At 71.4% G+C, this 17,833-nt stretch carries 19 protein-coding genes; 6 read left to right on the top strand and 13 right to left on the bottom strand.

Features of this window, described 5'->3' with window-relative positions; genetic code table 11:
• Positions 1-63 precede the first annotated feature (63 nt).
• Positions 64-732, top strand: coding sequence for a TrkA family potassium uptake protein (locus OHU74_RS27385; RefSeq protein ID WP_330299034.1), 669 nt, complete (start codon positions 64-66; stop codon positions 730-732).
• Positions 729-1,391: a TrkA family potassium uptake protein gene (locus tag OHU74_RS27380; RefSeq protein WP_214953432.1), complete on the top strand. Its 663-nt coding sequence runs from the start codon at positions 729-731 to the stop codon at positions 1,389-1,391. Before OHU74_RS27385 ends, OHU74_RS27380 begins: the two co-directional genes overlap by 4 nt.
• Positions 1,392-1,601: 210 nt before the next feature.
• On the opposite strand, the gene OHU74_RS27375 is transcribed toward OHU74_RS27380, so the two are convergent.
• The 7 genes from OHU74_RS27375 to OHU74_RS27345 form a co-directional block, all read right to left on the bottom strand.
• Positions 1,602-2,339, bottom strand: coding sequence for a DUF3159 domain-containing protein (locus OHU74_RS27375; RefSeq protein ID WP_371618306.1), 738 nt, complete (start codon positions 2,337-2,339; stop codon positions 1,602-1,604).
• A gap of 2 nt (positions 2,340-2,341) precedes the next feature.
• The gene (locus OHU74_RS27370) at positions 2,342-2,770 is read right to left on the bottom strand and encodes an OB-fold nucleic acid binding domain-containing protein (RefSeq protein WP_112451269.1); all 429 of its coding nucleotides are present in this window, start codon (positions 2,768-2,770) and stop codon (positions 2,342-2,344) included.
• A 24-nt stretch (positions 2,771-2,794) separates the two neighbouring features.
• Positions 2,795-3,481 (bottom strand): response regulator, encoded by a 687-nt coding sequence (locus OHU74_RS27365; RefSeq protein ID WP_371618305.1) that lies wholly within the window; start codon positions 3,479-3,481, stop codon positions 2,795-2,797.
• Complete coding sequence (locus OHU74_RS27360) at positions 3,478-6,120, bottom strand: ATP-binding protein (RefSeq protein ID WP_371618304.1); 2,643 nt, start codon at positions 6,118-6,120, stop codon at positions 3,478-3,480. Before OHU74_RS27360 ends, OHU74_RS27365 begins: the two co-directional genes overlap by 4 nt.
• Positions 6,121-6,360: 240 nt before the next feature.
• Positions 6,361-7,143, bottom strand: coding sequence for a DUF3710 domain-containing protein (locus OHU74_RS27355; RefSeq protein WP_371618303.1), 783 nt, complete (start codon positions 7,141-7,143; stop codon positions 6,361-6,363).
• A 1-nt stretch (position 7,144) separates the two neighbouring features.
• Positions 7,145-7,687 carry a dUTP diphosphatase gene (dut, locus tag OHU74_RS27350; protein WP_371618302.1) on the bottom strand — a complete coding sequence of 181 codons (543 nt, stop codon included), beginning with the start codon at positions 7,685-7,687 and terminating at the stop codon, positions 7,145-7,147.
• Positions 7,687-8,271, bottom strand: coding sequence for a PaaI family thioesterase (locus tag OHU74_RS27345; RefSeq protein ID WP_371618301.1), 585 nt, complete (start codon positions 8,269-8,271; stop codon positions 7,687-7,689). Before OHU74_RS27345 ends, dut begins: the two co-directional genes overlap by 1 nt.
• A 58-nt stretch (positions 8,272-8,329) precedes the next feature.
• On the opposite strand from OHU74_RS27345, the gene OHU74_RS27340 reads away from it, so the two are divergent.
• Positions 8,330-8,827, top strand: coding sequence for a DUF3093 domain-containing protein (locus OHU74_RS27340; protein WP_371618300.1), 498 nt, complete (start codon positions 8,330-8,332; stop codon positions 8,825-8,827).
• A 45-nt stretch (positions 8,828-8,872) separates the two neighbouring features.
• Here OHU74_RS27340 and OHU74_RS27335 read toward each other — a convergent pair whose 3' ends face one another.
• From OHU74_RS27335 to OHU74_RS27320, 4 genes are all read right to left on the bottom strand, one after another.
• Positions 8,873-9,790, bottom strand: coding sequence for a hypothetical protein (locus OHU74_RS27335; RefSeq protein WP_371618299.1), 918 nt, complete (start codon positions 9,788-9,790; stop codon positions 8,873-8,875).
• A gap of 12 nt (positions 9,791-9,802) precedes the next feature.
• Positions 9,803-10,099 (bottom strand): DUF4193 domain-containing protein, encoded by a 297-nt coding sequence (locus OHU74_RS27330; RefSeq protein ID WP_112451146.1) that lies wholly within the window; start codon positions 10,097-10,099, stop codon positions 9,803-9,805.
• Positions 10,100-10,483: 384 nt separating this feature from the next.
• On the bottom strand, positions 10,484-11,728 hold the full coding sequence (locus OHU74_RS27325; protein WP_371618298.1) for a sensor histidine kinase: 1,245 nt from the start codon (positions 11,726-11,728) through the stop codon (positions 10,484-10,486).
• Positions 11,729-11,733: 5 nt separating this feature from the next.
• The gene (locus OHU74_RS27320) at positions 11,734-12,387 is read right to left on the bottom strand and encodes a response regulator transcription factor (protein WP_030008767.1); all 654 of its coding nucleotides are present in this window, start codon (positions 12,385-12,387) and stop codon (positions 11,734-11,736) included.
• 313 nt (positions 12,388-12,700) lie between these two features.
• Between OHU74_RS27320 and OHU74_RS27315 the strand changes: the two genes are divergently transcribed.
• A complete protein-coding gene (locus tag OHU74_RS27315) occupies positions 12,701-12,874 on the top strand; it encodes a hypothetical protein (protein WP_330299024.1) in 174 nt (57 codons plus the stop codon).
• A gap of 158 nt (positions 12,875-13,032) precedes the next feature.
• On the opposite strand, the gene OHU74_RS27310 is transcribed toward OHU74_RS27315, so the two are convergent.
• Together OHU74_RS27310 and OHU74_RS27305 are read right to left on the bottom strand one after the other, a co-directional pair.
• Entirely contained in the window at positions 13,033-13,836 is an 804-nt protein-coding gene (locus tag OHU74_RS27310) for an inositol monophosphatase family protein (protein WP_371618297.1), read from the bottom strand.
• 75 nt (positions 13,837-13,911) lie between these two features.
• Complete coding sequence (locus OHU74_RS27305; protein WP_371618296.1) at positions 13,912-15,111, bottom strand: ferrochelatase; 1,200 nt, start codon at positions 15,109-15,111, stop codon at positions 13,912-13,914.
• Between the two features lie 178 nt (positions 15,112-15,289).
• On the opposite strand from OHU74_RS27305, the gene OHU74_RS27300 reads away from it, so the two are divergent.
• Both OHU74_RS27300 and OHU74_RS27295 read left to right on the top strand, forming a co-directional pair.
• On the top strand, positions 15,290-16,552 hold the full coding sequence (locus OHU74_RS27300; RefSeq protein ID WP_371619830.1) for an MFS transporter: 1,263 nt from the start codon (positions 15,290-15,292) through the stop codon (positions 16,550-16,552).
• On the top strand, positions 16,497-17,831 hold the full coding sequence (locus tag OHU74_RS27295; RefSeq protein WP_371618295.1) for a D-arabinono-1,4-lactone oxidase: 1,335 nt from the start codon (positions 16,497-16,499) through the stop codon (positions 17,829-17,831). The genes OHU74_RS27300 and OHU74_RS27295 overlap by 56 nt, the downstream gene beginning before the upstream one ends.
• Positions 17,832-17,833: the final 2 nt, after the last annotated feature.

The following is a 17,833-nucleotide window of genomic DNA, read 5'->3' as shown; positions in this document are numbered from 1 at the left end:
TGTTAAGCCAGAGCAGCAAAGAGGCTGGAAACCAGCGAGCCGCTGACAGCCGGAAGGACGGCCGTGCACATCGTCATTATGGGCTGCGGAAGAGTGGGCTCCGCCCTCGCGCAGACCCTGGAACAGCAGGGGCATACGGTCGCGGTCATCGACCAGGACCCCACCGCATTCCGCCGGCTGGGGGCTTCCTTCGGCGGCCGCCGCGTCACCGGGGTCGGCTTCGACCAGGACACCCTGCGCGAGGCCGGCATCGAGGAGGCGGGCGCCTTCGCCGCGGTCAGCAGCGGTGACAATTCCAACATCATCGCCGCGCGCGTGGCCCGGGAGATGTTCGGCGTCGAGAACGTCGCCGCCCGCATCTACGACCCCAAGCGCGCCGAGGTCTACCAGCGGCTCGGCATCCCCACCGTCGCCACCGTGCGGTGGACCGCCGACCAGATGCTCCGGCGGCTGCTGCCGTCCGGCGCGGAGCCGCTGTGGCGCGACCCGAGCGGCGGTGTCCAGCTCGCCGAGGTGCACACCTCCACCGCCTGGATCGGCCACAAGGTCAGCCAGCTGCAGGAGGAGACCGGCGTCCGCGTGGCCTTCCTCACCCGACTGGGCGAGGCCATGCTGCCGACTTCGGCGACGGTCCTGCAGGAGGGCGACCTCGTCCACGTGATGATGCGCACGGACGAGATCGACAAGGTGGAGGCTTCCTTCGCCGAGGGACCTGAGGAGACGCACGCATGAGGGTCGCGATCGCCGGAGCGGGCGCGGTGGGCCGCTCCATCGCGGGTGAGCTGCTGGAGAACGGCCACGAGGTGCTCCTCGTCGACAAGGCGCCGACCGCCATCTCGGTGGAGCGGGTGCCGCAGGCCGAGTGGCTGCTGGCCGACGCCTGCGAGATCACCTCGCTGGACGAGGCCGCGCTGCAGCGCTGCAACGTGGTCATCGCCGCCACGGGTGACGACAAGGTCAACCTGGTCGTCTCGCTGCTGGCCAAGACCGAGTACGGGGTTCCCCGGGTCGTGGCCCGCGTGAACAACCCGAAGAACGAGTGGCTCTTCAACGAGTCCTGGGGCGTGGACGTCGCCGTCTCCACCCCGCGCCTGATGTCGGCGCTGGTCGAGGAAGCCGTCAGCGTCGGCGACCTGGTCCGGCTGCTGCGCTTCAGCCACGGCGACGCCAACCTGGTCGAGCTGACCCTGCCCGCCGACTCCCAGGTCGCCGGCAAGCAGATCAGCGAGATCACCTGGCCCGAGGACACCTCGCTGGTCACGATCATCCGCGGCAACCGCGTCCTGACCCCGCACGGCGAGGAAACCCTCGAGCCGGGCGACGAGCTCCTCTTCGTGGCCGCCCAGGCCCGCGAGGAGCAGCTGGAGGACCTCCTGCAGGCGGCCGACTGACCTGCGGTCCCGCTGAACGGCCGAAGGGGCGGCTGACCATCACGGTCAGCCGCCCCTTCGCACGTTTCCCCCGCTGGTCCAATCCGGCGCCGGCCAAAATCCAGCCCCGCCGGCGTTTGAGGCGCGGGGTCTGGGGCGGAGCCCCAGGAGCCCGGGCGCAGCCCGCCCCACCGGTCGCAGCCCCCGCACGCGCACGCAGCGGCGTACGGGTCAGGCCTGACCCTTCGCGGCCTTCGCGGCCTTCTCCGCCGCTTCCTCCGCCTCCCACTCCGCGATCACGTCGATCGGCGGCGGCGCCTTCGCCAGGAAGACCCAGGTGAAGTACACGGCCAGCACCATCGGCGGCAGCTTCAGCGCGATCAGCACCCAGCCCAGCTGCGTCGCGTCGCCCCACCAGTACAGCGGGAAGAGGATCGCGTACTTGGCGAGGAAGATGAGCCCCCAGGCCAGGCTGGCCTTGGTGTACGCCTTCTTGCGACCGGGGTTGCGGGTGCGCCAGGAGAGGTTCTCCTTGAAGACCGGCCCCAGGATCACCCCCAGCAGCGGGAAGCCCACCAGCGCGGAGAGCGTGAAGGCCACGCCCAGTCCGGCGCCGTAGATCATGCCGGGCAGGTAGAAGCCCTTCGCGCTGCCCGTGAACAGGGCGAAGGCCACGCCCACGCCCACGCCGAAGACCCCGCTGAAGGCGTGCTTCACCGTGTCCTTGCGCAGCAGCCGCACGATCACCAGCAGGACCGCGACCGCGCCCGCCGCGATGGCGGAGCTCTTCACGTCCTTGTTGATCGTGTAGATCATGACGAAGAGCAGCCCGGGGAGCATGGTCTCCACGGTGCCCCGGATCCCGCCGAAGGCATCGAAGAGCGCCGCCTGGGTCACGGCCTTCTGGTCGGCGGACGGATCCGCGGACGGATCCACCTGGGGGGTGGCCGGTTTGTCGAGTGACGTCACCGTCAGTGCTCCTGTCCGAGAGGTCGGAGTTCGTACTTCGGGTTGAAGAGCACCCGACGGCCGTGGCTCATCGAGATCCGCCCGGAGGCGATCATGCGACGGCCGGGTTCGATTCCCACGATCGAGCGACGCCCGAGCCATACGACGTCCAGCGCGGCCGAGCCGTCGAAGAGCTCGGCCTCCAGCGCGGGGACGCCCGCGCGCGGCCGCAGGGTGACGGTCCGCAGGGTCCCGGTCACCTTGACTATCTGGCGGTCGTGGCAGTCGCAGATCCGCGTGCACCCCGCGGCTTCTGCGTCCTCCTGCAGCTCCGCCGAATGCAGCTCCTCCTGCGAGGTGGACAGCCGCTCTATCATCCGGCGGAACCGGCCCGCCGGCCTGGCGGGTTTCGCCGGCTTGGCGGGCTTCTCGGGACGCGGTTCAGCACTCATACAGGAAGCGTACCGGCGCGGCCACTACCTCTCGAAGCGGTATCCCATGCCCGGTTCGGTGATGAAGTGGATCGGGTGCGAGGGGTCCGCCTCCAGCTTGCGCCGCAGCTGCGCCATGTAGACCCGCAGGTAGTTGGTCTCGGTCCCGTACGAGGGCCCCCAGACCTCCTGGAGCAGCTGCTTCTGGCTGACCAGCTTGCCGCCGTTGCGGACCAGGACCTCCAGCAGGTGCCACTCGGTGGGCGTCAGGCGCACGTCGCGCCCCTCGCGCACCGCCTTCTTCGCCGCGAGGTCCACCGTGAAGTTCTCGGTCTCGACGATGACCTCGTCCTCGCCGGACCCGGCGGAGGGTTCGGCCCTGCGGACCGCGGCGCGCAGCCTGGCCAGCAGCTCGTCCATGCCGAAGGGCTTGGTGACGTAGTCGTCGGCGCCGGCGTCCAGGGCCTCGACCTTCTCGTCGGAGCTGTGCCGGGCGGAGAGGACCAGGATCGGGACGCGGGTCCAGCCGCGCAGCCCCTTGATCACATCGACCCCGTCCATGTCGGGCAGGCCCAGGTCCAGGACGACCACGTCGGGGTGGCGGGCGGCCGCCAGTTCCAGGGCTCCGGCCCCGTCGGCGGCCGCGTCGACCTCGTACTTGCGCGCCTTCAAGTTGATCACGAGGGCTCGGACGATCTGGGGTTCGTCGTCCACCACGAGCACCCGGGTCATTGAGGTCCTGCCTTCTGTCGTATCGGATCAAGATCGAAATCTACGGGGCCGGGCGCGCGGTCCGCCTCCGGTCCCCCGGGCTCCTGCGGCGCGCTGCGCCCCTCGCCGTCCACGCTGACGTGGATCTGCGGCCGTCTCCCGGCCGCTGCCTTCAGGGTGAGGACCATGGTCAGCCCGCCGCCGGGGGTGTCCTCGGCGGCCAGGGTGCCGCCCATGGCCTCGGCGAAGCCGCGTGCGACCGCCAGGCCGAGCCCGACCCCGGCTCCGCGCGGGGCGTCCCCGTGCCGCTGGAAGGGGGCGAAGATCCGGTCCTTGGCCTCGTCGGGCACGCCCGGCCCGCGGTCGACGACCCGTACCTCGACCCGGTCGCCCAGGAAGCTGGCCGCCACCAGCACCTGCTCCCCGGCCGGGCTGTACTTGACCGCGTTCTCGACCACGTTGGCCACGGTCCGCTCCAGCAGCCCGGGGTCCACCGCCACCATCGGCAGGGTCTCCGGGATGTCCAGCAGGACGCTGTCCTCGGGTACGCCGCCCAGCGCCATCGGGACCACCTCGTCGAGGTCGATCTCGCGGATCAGCGGGGTGACGGTGCCGGTCTGGAGCCTCGACATGTCCAGGAGGTTCCCCACCAGGTGGTCGAGGCGGTCGGCGCCCTCCTCGATGCCCTGGAGGAGCTCCGCCCGGTCCTCCTCGGACCATTCCACGTCGTCGGAGCGCAGGGAGCTGACGGAGGCCTTGATGGAGGCCAGCGGGGTACGCAGGTCATGGCTGACGGCGGCGAGCAGCGCGGTCCGGATCCGGTTGCCCTCCGCCATCCGGCGGGCCTCCTCGGCCTCCCCGACCAGGCGCTGGCGATCGAGTACGACGGCGGCCTGGGCGGCGAAGGCGCCGAGCACCCGGCGGTCCTCGGCGGGCAGCACCCGGCCGGACAGGGCCAGCGCCATGTGGTCGCCGATCGGCATGTCGACATCGGCGTCCTCGGGCCGGGTGACCGGGCTCGGGCCGACGCTGCTGGCCGGCTGCCAGGGTTCGACGTCGCTCTCGCGCTCCAGCAGGGCCACCGACTCCATGGCGAAGGTCTCGCGCACCCGCTCCAGCAGTGCGTCCAGGGTGGTCTCGCCGCGCAGCACGCTGCCCGCCAGGAAGGAGAGGATCTCGGACTCGGCGCGCAGCCGGGCGGCCTGGTGGGTCCGGCGGGCCGCCGCGTCCACGACGGAGGCCACGGAGCCGGCCACGCCGAAGAAGACCGCGATGGCGACGATGTTCTTGGGGTCCGAGACGGTGAACCGGTGGATGGGCGGGGCGAAGTAGTAGTTCAGCAGCAGGGAGCCGAGAGCCGCGGAGGCCAGCGCCGGGTAGAGCCCGCCCAGCAGCGCGGAGGCCACGGTCAGGGCCAGGAAGAGCAGCATCTCGTTGGCGAGACCGGGGTCGCTGTCGATGTGCGTGAGCAGCGCCGCGAGCAGCAGCGGCAGCACCACCCCCGCCACCCAGCCGGCCACGATCCTGGGCCGTCCGAGCCGGGCCGCCGAGCGGACCACGGGCAGGCCGCGGCCCTTGGCGACCTCCTCGTGGGTGACGATGTGCACGTCGAGGTCGGGCCCGGAGTCGCGGGCCACGGTGGCGCCGACACCGGCGCCGAAGATGTACTGCCAGGGGTGGCGCCGGCTGGAGCCGAGCACGATCTGGGTGGCGTTGACCCCGCGGGCGAATTCGAGGAGGGCGTCGGGGACGTTGTCGCCGATCACATGGTGAAACGTTCCGCCGAGGTCCTCGACCAGCGTCCGCTGGATCGCGAGCTCCTTGGGCGAGGCGGCGGTCAGCCCGTCGCTGCGTGCGATGTAGACGGCCAGGATCTCGCTGCCGGATCCCTTCGCCGCCACCCGGGAGGCGCGCCGGATCAGGGTCCGGCCCTCGGGGCCGCCGGTCAGGCCGACCACGATCCGCTCGCGCGCCTGCCAGGTGGAGCGGATGTTGTGCTCGCCCCGGTACTGCTGGAGGTACTCGTCGGCCCGGTCCGCGACCCAGAGCAGCGCGAGCTCGCGCAGGGCGGTCAGGTTGCCGGGCCGGAAGTAGTTGGACAGGGCCGCGTCGACCTTGTCGGACTTGTAGATGTTGCCGTGGGCCATGCGGCGGCGCAGGGCCTGCGGGGACATGTCGACCAGCTCGATCTGGTCGGCCCGGCGCACCACCTCGTCCGGGACGGTCTCGCGCTGGCGCACCCCCGTGATCGACTCGACCACGTCGCCCAGGGACTCCAGGTGCTGGATGTTCACCGTCGTGACCACGTCGATCCCGGCCCGCAGCAGCTCCTCCACGTCCTGCCACCGCTTGGCATTGCGCGAACCGGGCACATTGGTGTGCGCCAGCTCGTCCACCAGGGCCAGGGCCGGTTTGCGCGCGAGGACCGCGTCCACGTCCATCTCGGTGAAGGCGGCGCCCCGGTAGGACAGCTCCTTGCGCTCCACCTGTTCCAGGCCGTGCAGCATCACTTCCGTGCGCGGCCGCCCGTGGTGCTCAACGAAGCCGACGACGCAGTCGGAGCCGCGCTCCACCCGGCGGTGGCCCTCGGAGAGCATGGCGTACGTCTTGCCCACACCGGGTGCCGAGCCGAGATAGATCCTTAGCTTGCCGCGTCCCATGCGCTCATTCTCCGGGACGTTCGCCCCGATCACGCGCCGATGGGGGCGTACCGGCAGATCCCTGACGGATCCCTGACACCGTTGTCGGCGGGACAGGGCGGGACACGCCGGAGCCCGGCAGCGCGCCCCGGACCCGGACACGACCCCGGAGGCGACCCCGGACACGGCCGTGGGCCGTACCCCCGAAGGAGTACGGCCCACGGCCGGAAACAGTCGCCCGCACACGGCGGGCCGAGGAGATCAGCGAACCTCGGTGATCTCCGGGCCGCGCTCCAGCTGGCCCATGCCACCGCCGAAGCGGGAGCCTTCCTGCTCCTCGGTCTGCACGCCGTCCGGCACCATCTGCGCGTCGTTCGGCAGCTTCAGGACGATCGGGTCGCGCGGGGCCATCGGGCCCTCGCCGCGGACCACGACGGTGTCCAGGAAGATCCGCTCCAGCACACCCGCCGACTCGGGACGCACCGCGCCCTGGCCGGAGATGACACCGCGCAGGAACCAGCGCGGGCCGTCCACGCCGACGAAGCGGACCAGCTGGGCGCCGGTCTGCCCGTCCGGCAGCGGTACGGGCACCTGCGCGCGCAGCTCCCAGCCCAGCGGACCCTCGACCTCGTCGATGATGCCGCCCTGCTTGGTGATGCCCTCGGCGATCTCCTCGCGGACCTCGCCCCAGATGCCTTCCTTGCGCGGCGCGGCGAAGGCCTGCAGCTGTACGGCACTGTCGCCGAGCACCACGGTCGCGGCGACGATCGCGTCACCGGCGACCTCGACGCGCAGCTCCATGCCCTCGACACCCGGTACGAGGATGCCGCCGAGGTCGACGCGGCCGTCCTCGGGGTTGCCGGGCACTTCCGATACGTCCCACGGTCCGTCGGGGCGCGGAGCCGGCGGCAGGTTCAGCCGGCGCGGCGCTGCCGCGTCGGTCTCCTGCGCACCGTCCTGCTCATCGGCGCCGACGCCGTCGACGACCTGCTCGGCCGCGCCGCCGTCCTTGACGGAGTCGTTCTTCTTGCGACGTCCGAACACGTCACTGTCCTTCCCGGTCGGATACGACCGAAGCGTAGCCATTCCCACCCTGCTGACCAGCGCCGGATCCGGCCACGGCCGCATGACCTCCGGTGGAGCCGAAACCCCCCTCGGCCCGCGCCGAGTCCGGAAGATCCGCCACCTCGTGGAAGCGCACCTTCTCGACCCGCTGGACAACCAGCTGGGCAATGCGGTCGAAACGCTCGAACCTGACGCTCTCGCGCGGGTCGAGATTGACCACGATCACCTTGATCTCCCCACGGTACCCGGCATCCACCGTCCCCGGGGCATTCACGAGCGCGAGCCCGCAGCGGGCGGCCAGGCCCGAGCGCGGGTGCACGAACGCCGCGTAGCCGTCGGGCAGCGCGATGGAGACCCCGGTCGGCAGTACGGCCCGCTCGCCCGGCTCCAGTTCGGCGGCCTCGGTGGTGACCAGATCGCAGCCGGCGTCGCCGGGGTGCCCGTAGGCGGGGATCGGGACCTCCGGGTCCACGCGCCGGATCAGCACGTCGACGCTTTCACGGGGAGTGTTGTTCTCAGACATCAGGGGTTCACCTCGAAGGCGCGTGCGCGCCTGACCTGGTCCGGGTCGGCCATCGCCGCCCGGATCTCCTCGGGCCGTCCGTTGTCGGTGAAGTGGTCGACCTTCACCTCGATGAAGAGGGCTTCGGCGCGCAGCGCGACGGGTCCCTGCGGACCGCCTATTCGGCCGACGGCGCGGGAGTAGATCTTCCGGCCGGCGACGGCGGTGACCTCGGCCTCCAGGTACAGCACGGTGCCGACCGGCACGGGCAGGACGAAGTCCGTCTCCAGCCGGCCGGTGACGGCGATGACGCGCAGCAGCCAGTTCAGGGAGCCCAGGGTCTCGTCGAGCGCGGTGGCGAGGACGCCGCCGTGGGCGAGACCGGGCGCGCCCTGGTGGGCGGGCTTGACGGTGAACTCGGCGCTGACGCGCACGCCCTCGCCGGCGCGGGCCGCCAGGTGGAGCCCGTGGGGCTGTCCGTCGCCGCAGCCGAAGCAGTGCTCGTAGTGGGCACCGAGGAGCTCGCCGGGGGGCGGGGCATCGGGGTGCCGCACCGGCTCGGCGGCATCGGCCGGGGGCGTCAACGCTGTGTTTCGTCCACTCACAGCCGCAGACCTTACCCGCGCGGCTGTCCACCGGTCGCCTCGTGGGAGGCTTGGCCCCATGCAGCTCTCCCCCGCGCACCACGACGAACGCCTGACCGCCCCCCGCTCCTGGTGGGCCATCGCCGTACTCACCGGTATCGCGTGCGGTCTGATGCTGCTGCCGCTGGGCACCATGCCGCTGCTGGCCGGACTGGTCGGGGGCACCGCGCTGACGGGGCTGCTGGTGAGCTCGTACGGATCCCAGCGGGTGCGCGTGGTGGGCGGAGCGCTGGCGGTCGGGGAGGCCCGGATCCCGGTGACGGCCCTGGGCGACCCGGAGGTCCTGGAGCCGGAGGAGGCCCGCGCCTGGCGGACCTACAAGGCCGACATGCGTGCCTTCATGCTGATGCGCAGCTACGTGCGCACGGCGGTCCGCGTCGAGGTCACCGATCCCGCGGACCCGACCCCGTACGTCTACGTCTCCACCCGCGAGCCCCGGGCCCTGGTGGCGGCCATCCGCGCGGCGCAGGAGAAGACCGCCGGGGACAAGGCGGCGCAGGACACGGCGAAGGCCTGAGCCCGACCGCTGCGCGCGGCTCCGGTGGGGCCCCGGAGGCGGCGCTCAGCCGCGCGGGTCGAAGGGGTGGCCCTCGATGGCGGCCCTGGCTGCCTCGGGAAGGGCCTCGGTGGGCCGCTCAAGGCGCGGGAGCTGCGGCAAGGCGTCCCACGGCACGGCACGGGCCCGCAGGTCCGCACGGACCTTCTCGGCGAGTTTGCGGGTGTCCCGGCGGTTCATGACCGCTCCGACAGCCGCGCCGACCATGAACGGCATCAGGTTCGGCAGGTTGCGGAACATCCGCTTGGTGATCTGCTGGCGCAGTTCGCGCTTCATCTGACCGCCCAGCGCCGCGTTCAGCGTGGTCGGCTTGGTCAGGTCGATGCCGCGCTCCTCGGTCCACGACACGAGGTAGGCGAAGCTGCGCTCTTTGAGGTTGCCGGGCGGCCGCAGGCCGTAGACCTCGTGGAGTTCGGCGATGAGCTTGAGCTCGATCGCGGCGACCCCGGTGACCTCGGCGGCCAGCTCGGCCGGCATGGCGGGCGGCACCGGCAGCATGGCTGCCGCACCGATCCCGGCGCCGACGGTGGACGTCGCGTTGGCGGCGCCCGCGATCAGCTTGTCGGCGAGCTGTTCGGGCCCGAGGCCCGGGAACTGCGCGCGCAGGGTCGCGAGGTCCCGAACCGGAACGCGCGGTGCGTTCTCGATGACTCGGTCGGTGAGGTAAAGGGCGGCGGCCCTGGCACTTTCGCCGCCCTTGCGCACACCGTTCTTGACGGCTTGCAGCCGACGGACCCCGGTGCGGGACCGGGACCCCTCGTCGGCCTCGGAGGCCGACGGCACCGCCTCGGCGGTGTCGGGGAGCACGGCGGGTACGCCGGGGGCTCCAGGGCCCGTTTCCAGGCCCTTGGTTCCCTCCTGCGTCTCCGCCGGATCACCAGACTTTCGGAAGCGCCGCTTCCGAAATGGTGTCGAGCCAGTCACGGCCGAAGCCTCTCAGTCGCATTCGCGACAGATCGGCTGACCGTTCTTCTCGCGTGCCAGCTGGCTGCGGTGGTGCACCAGGAAGCAGCTCGTGCAGGTGAACTCGTCGGCCTGCTTGGGCAGGACCCGGACGGCGAGTTCCTCGTTGGAGAGGTCCGCGCCGGGCAGGTCGAGGCCTTCCGCATTGTCGATTTCGTCCAGGTCGACGTTCGAGGACGACTTCTCGTTCCGTCGAGCCTTCAGCTCTTCGATGCTGTCGTTGTCTACGTCGTCGTCGGTCTTGCGCGGGGTGTCGTAGTCCGTTGCCATAGTTCGCTCTCCCCCTCTGGGATTTAGCGGGTGTCTCAGCGCACGTAACGCGCGAGAGGCCGGACTTGTGCCCGACCCGAGGCGGAGATTTTGCCTCACATCAAGGTCTGTTACTCAATCGACACCCAGCCGCACATCAGAAGGAGCGATTGGCTGGGATGACGACCGGGACCGTACACGGTCCGGGGGCCGTCTTGCACAAACGCCACCCCATGTATTTCCCGCCGTTAGGGGGGCCGGAAACCCGGACTTCCCGGGCTTTTAGGCCCCCCCAAGGTCACTGAATGCTTATGGTCCGACACTCGACACTGTGATCGATCGCACAGAAGTCACTGTCTTCACATCCCAAGCATTCAGCCAACAGCGAACACGGGGTGGCCGGGGTCACAAGGGTAGAGTGACGCGCATCACGAGGCCACCGCCCTCGCGCGGGATCGCCTGGATCCTGCCGCCGTGTGCGCGCGCCACGGAGCGCGCGATGGAGAGGCCGAGCCCGACACCCTTGTCGCTGCCCGTGCGCTCGGTACGCAGCCGTCTGAAGGGCTCGAAGAGGTTGTCCACCTCGTACGCGGGAACCACGGGACCCGTGTTCGATACCAACAGCACCGCCTGACCGTGCACGGCCTCGGTGGTGACCTCCACCCAGCCGCCCTCCGGGATGTTGTACCGGACGGCGTTCTGCACCAGGTTGAGCGCGATCCGCTCCAGCAGCACGCCGTTGCCCTGGACGACGGCCAGCGCGCGCTCGCCGCGGATCTCCACGCCCTTGGCGTGTGCCTCCCCGCGCGCCTGGTCGATGGCGCGCGAGGCCACCTCCGCCAGGTCCACGGGCTTGCGCTCGATGATCTGGTTGTCGCTGCGGGCCAGCAGCAGCAGACCCTCGACCAGCTGCTCGCTGCGCTCGTTGGTGGCGAGCAGGGTCTTGCCGAGCTGCTGGAGCTCCACCGGGGCCCCTGGGTCGGAGAGGTGCACCTCCAGCAGCGTCCGGTTGATGGCCAGCGGGGTCCGCAGCTCGTGCGAGGCGTTGGCCACGAACCTCTGCTGGGCCGTGAAGGCCCGCTCGAGGCGGTCGAGCATCTCGTCGAAGGTGTCGGCGAGCTCCTTGAGCTCGTCGTCCGGCCCGTCCAGCTCGATCCGCCGGGTCAGGTCGGAGCCGACCACCCGGCGGGCGGTCCGGGTGATCTTGCCCAGCGGCGAGAGCACCCGTCCGGCCATCGCGTAGCCGAAGGCGAAGGCGATGATGCTCAGGCCCATGAGGGCCATCAGCGACCGGCTCAGCAGATCGTCCAGGGCGTGCTTGCGCTGCTCCAGGACGCACTGGGCGATCGCGGCGTTGAACTGGTCGTGCGTCTGGCCCGAAGCGCCCACACCCGGGCAGTTGCTGGTGACCTGGATGTCGGAGCCGCCCACGATCTTGAACGGGAGCGCATTGCCCTCGCGCAGCGCCTGGGCCGCCAGGAGGTAGATGATCGACAGCAGCAGGATGCCGGCGATCAGGAACATCCCGCCGTACAGCAGCGTCAGACGTATCCGGATCGTCGGCCGCAGCCAAGGGAAAGGACCCTCGGGCTGGCCGGGGTCCCAGTTCGGTTTCGGTGGCGCCGCCGGTGGCGCCGGGGTCGCTGCCACCCGCGTCAGATCCGGTAGCCGGAACCGGGGACGGTCACGATGACCGGGGGCTCCCCGAGCTTGCGCCGCAGGGTCATCACCGTCACGCGCACCACGTTGGTGAACGGGTCGGTGTTCTCGTCCCACGCCTTCTCCAGGAGCTGCTCGGCGGACACGACGGTGCCCTCGCTGCGCATGAGGACCTCCAGCACCGCGAACTCCTTCGGCGCCAGCTGCACCTCCTTGCCCTCGCGGAAGACCTCGCGCCGGTTCGGGTCCAGCTTGATCCCGGCGCGCTCCAGTACGGGAGGCAGGGCGACGGTGGTGCGGCGCCCGAGGGCTCGTACCCGCGCGGTCAGCTCCGTGAACGCGAAGGGCTTGGGCAGGTAGTCGTCCGCCCCGAGCTCCAGGCCCTCGACCCGGTCGCTCACGTCGCCGGACGCCGTCAGCATGAGCACCCGGGTGGGCATGCCGAGCTCGACGATCTTCCGGCAGACGTCGTCACCGTGCACGAGCGGGAGGTCCCGGTCGAGCACGACCACGTCGTAGTCGTTCACTCCGACGCGCTCCAGGGCGGCGGCGCCGTCGTACACGACGTCCACGGCCATGGCCTCCCGGCGAAGTCCGGTGGCAACCGCATCGGCGAGCAGCTGCTCGTCCTCGACGACGAGTACGCGCACGTCGTTTCCTTCCTCAGTGCCCTTCAGGGCAGGCGTGTGGTGCGTCGTCCATCCTGCCCGTTTCGGCCGTAAACCGGCTGTAAGACGCCCGTGGGGCTCACCCGGAGCACGCCGGGAGCACGCCCGGGACCCGCCCTCGACCCGCCCGGCACCCGCCCGGGATCCCCGTACAAGGGACGGAACCGAGGATTCCCTCGCCTTACGAGGTTTCTGGGGCCAGGGCGGTGGGGAGGACGATTTCACACCCCGAAAACTCCCTGATGGCGGACTGCCACGTGCCGCCGCCGACCCATGAAGAGGGGGCGCACCCACCATGGACGCATTCACCGCAGGTCTCCTGCAGCGCATCAGGAGCACGCAGACCGACCTCAGGCAGGCCCGCGAGGCGGGCGACGACTTCCTCGCGGAAGTGGAACAGGCGGAGCTGGAAGACCTTCAGCGCCTCGCCGCCGAGCACGGCGTTCCGGTCTCCGTCCCCGCCTGCTGACAGCGCCGGCCGGGGCACCCGGCCGGTCGGCAACAGCACGTCCCGAACCCCGGCAGCCGCCACCCGGCTGCCGGGGTTCCCTCTTGCCGTCCGGCCGATCGCGCCTGCCGCCCCGCTGGTCGCGCCTGCCGCCCCGCTGGTCGCGCCTGCCGCCCCGCTCAGTCGTGCCAGGCCCCGGCCTCGTCCAGCAGCGGCTGCAGCGAGGCGAACACCGCCGGCGTGGCCGCCAGCGCGAGCTCGCCCGAGGCCGGCTCTCCGGGCCGTCCCCCGGTCAGCGCGCCGGCCTCCCGTGCGATCAGCTCGCCCGCCGCCAGGTCCCAGGGGTTGAGCCCGCGCTCCCAGTACCCGTCCAGCCGCCCGGCGGCCACGTCGCACAGGTCCACCGCCGCCGACCCGCCACGCCGGATGTCGCGGACCACGGGAATGATCCGCTGCGCGACGTCGGCCTGGTGCGCCTTGCGGGTCTGGACGTACGCGAACCCGGTGCCGATCAGCGCCTGGTCCAGCGGGGCGGCCGCGCGGCAGGCCAGCCGGAGCTCGCCGAGCCAGGCCCCGCGCCCCAGCACCGCGTGGTACGTCTCCCCGCGCATTGGCGCGGCCACGACCCCGGCCACGGTCTGCCCGAGGTACTCGGCCGCGATGGACACGCCCCAGGTCGGCAGCCCGTAGAGGTAGTTCACGGTGCCGTCCAGCGGGTCGATGATCCACCGCACCCCGCTGGTCCCCGCCGTGTCGGAGCCCTCCTCGCCCAGCAGCCCGTCCTCGGGCCGCCGCTCGGCGAGGATCCCGGTGATCAGCTTCTCCGCGGCGATGTCCATCTCGGTCACCACGTCGATGGGGCTGGACTTGGTCGCCGCGACCCCCAGATCGGCCGGCCGTCCGTCCCGCAGCAGTTCGCCCGCCCGCCGGGCGGCCTCCAGGCCCACGGCCAGCAGCTCGGTCTTCAGCTCTTCGGAAATCACAGCCGGATCCACTCCCTGTGCGTGCGTGTGGTGCTTGTCGGTTCCCGTGGTGCGGTCCTGCCCGCCCGTGCGCCGCTACGCGTACGGGCTGTCCACCCCCGCGGCCGCCGGCCGCGGTGCCCGGGCCGGGCAGCAGCCCACGGCGCACAGGTCCTGGCTCGCTCCGAGCAGCCCGAGCACGCAACGCTCCACGCTCTCGCCGCGTTCCGCCGCGGCACGCTCCAGCACGAGGTCCCGTACCGCCGCCGCGAATCGGGGGTCGGCGCCGACGGTCGCCGAGCGGGCGATGGGCAGCCCGAGCTCGGCGGCCTTGGCCGTGGCCTCCGTGTCGAGGTCGTACAGGACCTCCATGTGGTCCGAGACGAAGCCGATCGGCACCATGACCACCGCCGGGGTGCCCGCCTCGTGCAGGGCCTCCAGGTGGTCGCAGATGTCCGGCTCCAGCCACGGGATGTGCGGGGCGCCGCTGCGCGACTGGTAGACGAGCTCCCAGGGCAGTTCGGTGCCGGTCTCGGCCCGGACCGCGTCGGCGATGACCTTCGCGACGTCCAGGTGCTGCTTGACGTAGGCCCCGCCCTCGCCGTCGGCCGTGTGCTCCCCGACCGGGCCGGAGGTGTCCGCGGCCGCGTTCGGGATGGAGTGGGTGGTGAAGGCCAGCCGGGCGCCGGAGCGGACCTCGGCGGGCAGCGACTCCAGCGCCGCGAGCACCCCGTCGATCATGGGCTGCACGAAGCCGGGGTGGTTGAAGTAGTGCCGCAGCTTGTCGACCCTGGGCAGATCGGCCTCGGCCACGCCCTCTTCGACCAGCAGGGCGAGCGCGTCCGCGAGGTTCTCGCGGTACTGCCGGCAGCCCGAGTACGAGGCGTACGCGCTGGTCGCGAGGACCGCGATGCGGCGGCGGCCGTCGGCGGCCATCTCGCGCATCACGTCGTCGAGGTAGGGGGCCCAGTTGCGGTTGCCCCAGTAGACCGGCAGGTCCAGTCCGTGCTCGGCGAAGTCCTTGCGCAGCGCGTCCAGCAGCTCGCGGTTCTGCCCGTTGATGGGGCTGATCCCGCCGAAGCCGAAGTAGTGCTGCCCGACCTCCTTGAGCCGCTCGCGCGGGATGCCGCGCCCGCGCGTGACGTTCTCCAGGAACGGCACGACGTCGTCGGGTCCCTCGGGGCCGCCGAAGGAGAGCAGCAGGAGGGCGTCGTAGGGGGCGGCGGGGCCTTCGGCCTTGCCTGCGCCGGCGGCGGAGGCGGGAGCGGAGGCGGAGGCGCGGAGCTGGTCAGACATGTCTCGAATCCTGCCACCCGTCCCCGCCGGCCGGGAAACAGGCCCGGCGTCCAGACCCCCGCCCACGCAGGTAAGGTCACCCTTACTTCCCGTACCTCCTGTCCCTTTTTCCCCATGCGGGCGCCTTGTGTGCGGTCGTAACCTGTATGGGCCAATGACGTCCCTCACGGAGGGCACCTTGCCCAGTCCCTACCGCGCGATATTCGCGGCCCCCGGAAGCCGGTCGTTCAGTGCGGCCGGCCTCATAGGCCGGATGCCGCTGTCGATGGTCGGCGTCGGCATCCTCACGATGATTTCCCAGCTCACCGGCCGGTACTCGCTGGCCGGGGCGCTCACCGCCACCCTCGCCCTCTCGGCGGCCGCCATCGGACCCCAGGTCTCCCGCCTCGTCGACCAGTACGGCCAGCGCCGGGTCCTGCGCCCGGCGAGCCTGCTCGCGGCCGTGGCCGTGGCCGGGCTGCTGCTCTGCGCGGCCAACAACGCCCCCGACTGGACCCTCTTCGTCTTCTCCGCCCTCGCGGGGTGCGTGCCCAGCGTGGGCTCGATGATCCGCGCCCGGTGGACGGCCATCTACCGGGACTCCCCGCGCGAACTGCACACGGCGTACTCCCTGGAGTCCGTCCTCGACGAGGTCTGCTTCATCTTCGGCCCGATCCTCGCCATCGGACTGTCCACCACCTGGTTCCCCGAGGCCGGCCCGCTGGTCGCCGGGGTCTTCCTGCTGGTGGGCGTCTGGTGGCTGACCGCTCAGCGCACCACCGAGCCCGTCCCGCACCCGCGCGGCGCCGACACCGACCGGACCTCCGCCCTACGCTCTCCCGGGCTCCAGGTGCTGATGGCCACCTTCGTGGCCACGGGAGCCATCTTCGGCTCCATCGACGTCGTCACCCTGGCCTTCGCCGAGGAGCGGGGCCACAAGGCCGCCGCCAGCTTCATCCTCGCCGTCTGGGCCGTCGGCTCCTGCCTCGCGGGCATCGTCTTCGGCCTGCTCCACCTCAAGGGCAAGGCGGAACGCAGGTGGGTGCTGGGCATCTGTGCGATGGCCGTGAGTATGATCCCCCTCCTACTGGCCGGGAACCTTCCGTTTCTGGCCGTGGCGCTCTTCGTCTCGGGCCTCGCCATCGCTCCCACGATGATCACCACGATGGCCCTGATCGAGGCGCACGTACCACGCGCGAAGCTGACCGAGGGCATGACCTGGATCAGCACCGGCCTCGCGGTCGGGGTCGCGCTCGGCTCCTCCGTGGCCGGCTGGGTCATCGACGCCGCCGGCGCGAAGACCGGGTACGTCGTCTCGATCTCGGCGGGGGCCGCCGCGGCGGCGGTGGCGTTCGCGGGTTATCGCCGGCTGACGAGGTCGGCGCAAGGGGAGGAGCCTTCCAACGATGGCTACGACGGGGACAGCAGGGACGAGCGGGACAAGGACCGCCGCGTGGCATAACTGGGCGGGCAACGTCACCGCCACGCCCACGCGCGTGGTAACCCCCGCTTCGGTGGGCGAGCTCCAGGAGGCGGTCCGCCGGGCCGCCGAGGAGGGGCTGAAGGTGAAGGCGGTCGGCACCGGCCACTCCTTCACCGCGGCCGCCGCGACCGACGGCGTACTGATACGCCCGCAGGCGCTGGCCGGGATCCAGGTCATCGACCGGATCGCGGGCACCGTCACCGTGGCGGCGGGCACGGTCCTCAAGGACCTCAACCTGGCCCTCGCCAAGGAAGGCCTGTCGCTCACGAACATGGGCGACATCATGGAGCAGACGGTCTCCGGGGCCACCAGCACCGGCACGCACGGCACCGGCCGCGACTCGGCCTCCATCGCCGCCCAGATCCGCGGCCTGGAGCTGGTCACCGCCGACGGCCGGCTGCTGACCTGCTCGGAGAAGGAGAATCCCGAGGTCTTCGCGGCGGCCCGGCTCGGCATCGGGGCGCTCGGCGTCGTCACCGCGATCACCTTCGCCGTGGAGCCGCTCTTCTTCCTGACCGCCCGTGAGGAGCCGATGGGCTTCGACCGGGTGACCGCCGAGTTCGACCAGCACCACGCGGAGAACGAGCACTTCGAGTTCTACTGGTTCCCGCACACCGGCAACTGCAACACCAAGCGGAACAACCGCAGCCAGGGCCCGGCCGCCCCGCCCGGAGCGGTCGGCGCCTGGGTCGAGGACGAGCTGCTGTCCAACGGCCTCTTCCAGGCCGTGAACTCGCTGGGCCGCGCGGTCCCCGCGGCGATCCCCTCCATCGCCCGGATCGCGAGCCGCGCCCTGTCCGCGCGGACCTACACGGACATCCCGTACAAGGTGTTCACCAGCCCGCGCCGGGTCCGGTTCGTGGAGATGGAGTACGCCCTGCCCCGCGAGCGGGTCGTCGAGGCGCTACGGGAGCTCAAGGCCATGGTCGACCGCTCCGACCTGCGGATCAGCTTCCCGGTGGAGGTGCGGACGGCTCCGGCGGACGACATCACCCTGTCGACGGCCTCGGACCGCGAGAGCGCGTACATCGCGGTGCACATGTACAAGGGGACCCCGTACCAGGCCTACTTCACGGCCGCCGAGCGGATCTTCACCGAGTACGGCGGGCGGCCGCACTGGGGCAAGGTGCACACGCGGGACGCGGAGTACTTCGCGCAGGTCTACCCGCGCTTCGGGGAGTTCACCGCGCTCCGGGACCGGCTGGACCCGGACCGGGTCTTCGGCAACGACTACCTGCGGCGCGTCCTGGGGGCCTGAGC

The sequence above is a fragment of the Streptomyces sp. NBC_00454 genome (assembly GCF_041434015.1).
In the GTDB taxonomy this organism is placed as follows: Bacteria; Actinomycetota; Actinomycetes; order Streptomycetales; family Streptomycetaceae; genus Streptomyces.
The sequence above is the reverse complement of the archived record's forward strand: the minus strand, read 5'-3'. Positions and strand labels throughout refer to the sequence as shown.